The 3,640-nt window shown below is 71.6% G+C and carries 4 protein-coding genes; 3 read left to right on the top strand and 1 reads right to left on the bottom strand.

Annotated features, from left to right (window positions below):
* The coding region (gene lptF / locus A612_RS08610; protein WP_040436423.1) for an LPS export ABC transporter permease LptF at positions 1–1,065 on the bottom strand (1,065 nt) is incomplete at its 3' end.
* 23 nt (positions 1,066–1,088) lie between these two features.
* On the opposite strand from lptF, the gene A612_RS08605 reads away from it, so the two are divergent.
* Genes A612_RS08605 through A612_RS08595 form a run of 3 tightly spaced genes read left to right on the top strand, consistent with a single transcriptional unit; the run spans position 1,089 to position 3,459 of the window.
* Positions 1,089–2,624, top strand: a complete 1,536-nt coding sequence (locus tag A612_RS08605; RefSeq protein ID WP_019374096.1) for a leucyl aminopeptidase — start codon at positions 1,089–1,091, stop codon at positions 2,622–2,624.
* Positions 2,625–2,662: 38 nt separating this feature from the next.
* Positions 2,663–3,103, top strand: a complete 441-nt coding sequence (locus A612_RS08600) for a DNA polymerase III subunit chi (RefSeq protein ID WP_019374095.1) — start codon at positions 2,663–2,665, stop codon at positions 3,101–3,103.
* The gene (locus A612_RS08595) at positions 3,100–3,459 is read left to right on the top strand and encodes a hypothetical protein (RefSeq protein WP_019374094.1); all 360 of its coding nucleotides are present in this window, start codon (positions 3,100–3,102) and stop codon (positions 3,457–3,459) included. Before A612_RS08600 ends, A612_RS08595 begins: the two co-directional genes overlap by 4 nt.
* Positions 3,460–3,640: the final 181 nt, after the last annotated feature.

The following is a 3,640-nucleotide window of genomic DNA, read 5'->3' as shown; positions in this document are numbered from 1 at the left end:
GCCGAGTGACCACTGGTTGTGGCGCGCCGCCACGAGCAGCGCGCCCAGCGCCAGGGCGCCCCCGTGCAGGGCCAGCAGGAAGGGCAGCAGCGACACCTTGGACGATGCCACCCAGGCCTGCCCCACGCTCATCAGGTTGAAGTACACCACGAAGGCGAACAGCGCCAGGCCCATGCTGGCGCTGCGCCCCGCGCGCGGGTTGACCACCGCCAGCGCCAGGCCCAGCACCACGAAGTTGACCACCGCCAGCGCCAGGCCCACGCGCCAGCCCAGCTCGGCGCGCAGCGCCGGATGGTCTTCCACCAGCAGCGCGCGCGTGTCGCGCGCCTTGATGGCCGCTTCCTCGCGCACCAGGGCGCCGGGCTGGCCGATGTGGACCCCGTATTCCGCGAACTCGCTCAGGCGCAGCCCGGAGCTGTCGAGCAGCGTCTCCAGCCGCTGGCCCTGGCTGAGCACCGCCAGCCGCTCGCCGTCGCGCACCTCCAGGCGCGCGCCCTGGGCCGAAGTGACGGTCTCGCGCTGCGGGTCGGTGGTCGCGATGAACACGTTGTTGGCGGCGCTCGCCCCCGGAGTGTTCTTGTCGATGAAGAACACCCGGCTGCCGCCGGCCGATTCCTGGAATTCCCCGGGCGCGATGCGGTCCACGTCGCTGCGCTGCTCGTACTGCACGCGGATTTCCTGGATCTGCCGGTTGGCCCAGGGCCACACCGCCAGCGACAGCACGCCCACCGCGAGCATCACCGGCCAGGCAAAGCGCAGCAGCGGCGGCAGCAGGCTCGCCAGTCCGCGCCCCGCGGAAAACCAGATCGCCATCTCGCTGTCGCGGTACATGCGCGACAGCACGCTGACCACCGCGATGAACAGGCTCAGGCTCAGGATGGTCGACAGCTGCCCCAGCACCGTGAAGCCCATGACCAGCAGCACATCCGCCGGCCCGAAGCTGCCGCGCGAGGCCTGGCCGAGCGTGCGGATCAGCATCATGGTCATGACCACGGTGACGAGCACCACCAGGGTCGCGCCAAAGGAACGCGCCAATTCCTTGCGGATGGACGAATCGAATAACATTGGCTCGAAGGAAAACGCCGATTATGAACGTCGAACTCAAGACTTTGGCCGCCGCCGCGGCCGCCCGCCACAAGTGTGACCTGCTGGCTGTGCTGGTGCCCGACGAGGTCCCGGCGGGAGAGGATCCCCTGTCCAGCCTGGCTGCGCGTGCGCGCGACCAGCAGGACCTGGAGAAAAAGCCGGGCAGCGTGCTGCAAGTCTATGCGCCCGAGGGCGTCGCCGCGCGGCGCGTGGCGCTGGTGGCCTGCGGCGACGGCTCGGCGCGCTCGGTGCGCAAGGCCGTGCTGGCGCTGGCGGCCGGGCTGCGCCACCCCGCGGTGCAGCGGGTGGCCTTGGTCTTCATGGCTCCGCCCGCTGACGGCGCGGTCCGGGCGGCGGTGTGTGCGGCCGACGAGGCCGCCTATGTCTACACGGCCACCAAGGGCAAGGCCAAGGCGCCCGCCAAGGGCGCCAAGGGCGCCGACCCTGGGGCAGGCGCCCCGTCCTCGCCGGACGCGCTGGTGCTCGGCGTCCCGGAGGCGGCAGCGGTGCGCGCCGAGTTCGACGCCGCCCGCGGTCTGGCCGAGGGCATCGCCTTCGCGCGCGAATGGGCCAACCGGCCGGCCAACCATGCCACGCCGACGATGCTGGGCGAGGCCGCCCGCGAACTCGCTGGCGCGCCAGGTATCGAGTGCACCGTGCGCGGCCCGGCCGAGGTCGCCAAGCTGGGGATGGGCGCCTTCCTGGCGGTGGCGCGTGGCTCGGAAGAGCCGCTGCGCTTCATCGAGCTGCGCTACTGCGGCGCCGGCAAGTCCGATGCGCCGGTGGTGCTGGTGGGCAAGGGCATCACCTTCGACACCGGCGGCATCTCGCTCAAGCCCGCAGCCGAGATGGACGAGATGAAGTTCGACATGGGCGGCGCGGCAAGCGTGCTCGGTGTCTTTCGGGCGCTGGCCGAGCTGCGCCCGGCGATCAACGTGGTCGGGCTGATCCCGGCCTGCGAGAATATGCCCGATGGCCGCGCTCTCAAGCCCGGCGACGTCGTCACCAGCATGAGCGGCCAGACCATCGAGGTGCTCAACACCGATGCCGAGGGCCGGCTGGTGCTGTGCGACGCGCTGACCTATGCCGAGCGCTTCAAGCCGAGCGCGATCATCGACATCGCAACGCTCACCGGCGCCTGCGTGGTCGCGCTGGGTGGCGTGCGCAGCGGGCTGTTCGCCAGCGACGACGCCTTGGCGGCCGCCCTGGAGCGCGCCGGCGAGCAGGCCCAGGACCCGTGCTGGCGCATGCCCCTGGATGACGAATACGGCGAGGGGCTGAAGAGCCCCTTTGCCGACGTCGCCAACGTCGGCGGCCGTCCGGCCGGCGCCGTGACGGCCGCCAAGTTCCTGCAGCGTTTCGTCGGCGAGACACCCTGGGCGCACCTGGACATCGCCGGCTCCGCCTGGAAGGGCGGGGCCGCCAAGGGAGCGACCGGGCGGCCCGTCGGGCTGCTGGTCTCCTACCTGCTCGGCGCGGCCGCCGCCCCGGCTGCGGCGCGCAAGGGGTCGGCGCGCGCGCGCGCCGCCAAGGGCTGAGCCGGCGGGCCGCGCACCGGGTCGCCGGGTTGCCATCCATGACCGAGGTCGCCTTCCATCTCAACGTCGCCGACCGGCGGCACCACGTGTGTCGGCTGGCGCGCAAGGCCTGGCGCCAGGGCGCGCGGGTGTTCATCGCCGGCCCCGCTGCCGAGCTGGAGGCGCTCGACCGGATGCTCTGGGCGCTGGAGCCCTGGGAATTCCTGCCGCACTGCCTGGCCGATGCGCCCGCGCCGGTCCTCGACGCCAGCCCGATCGTGCTCGGCACGCAGGCCGCCGCCGCGCCATGGCGCGAGGTGCTGGTGAACCTCGGCCCGCAGGTGCCGGAGGCGTTCGCCGAATTCGCGCGAGTCATCGAGGTGGTGCCTGCCGAGGAAGGCGAGGAGCGGGAGCGGGCACGCGAGCGCTGGCGCGTCTACCAAGCGGCAGGCCACCTGCCGGTGCCCCACGACCTGGGCGTGCGCAGGAGCGGCGGATGAGTGCCGCGCCCCGCACGCCACCGCGCTTCGTGCCCACCCTCACGGAAGTGGTGCCGGACCCTGGCGTGGTGCCGCCGCGCCCACCGGCCGGGCCGGCGCCCGCGCTCGAACCCTCCGTGACGGCCCCGCTCGTGCCGGCCGCCGACCCGGTGCTGGAGGAGTTGCTGGTGCACCGCATCATCCAGCGGGTGGACGTGATCCTGGAAGAGCGCCTGCGCGAGGCGATCGCCACGGTCATCCAGGAGCAGACGCGCTCCATTGTCCCGCGCCTGCGCGAGGAGGTGGAGTCGGTGGTGCGCCAGGCCGTCTGCGAGGCCGTGGCCGAGGAACTGCCCGTTGAACGCCGTCACCCCTAGCGCCGATGACAGGGTATTTCCCTGTGTGGTATCGGCGTGACTTTCTGGTGTTCCCTAGTGTTGGCCGTTTTGAACTGCGATATGTTTCGGCGCGTTGTCATGCAACGAAACAATCCCAGCGATCAATCATCGGAGACACACATGCAATTGAAGTTGAAGCTGACCGTCGCGGCTGTCACCG

This window comes from Melaminivora alkalimesophila (genome assembly GCF_000282995.1).
In the GTDB taxonomy this organism is placed as follows: domain Bacteria; phylum Pseudomonadota; class Gammaproteobacteria; order Burkholderiales; family Burkholderiaceae_C; genus Melaminivora; species Melaminivora alkalimesophila.
This window is presented reverse-complemented; position numbering and strand designations above follow the sequence as displayed.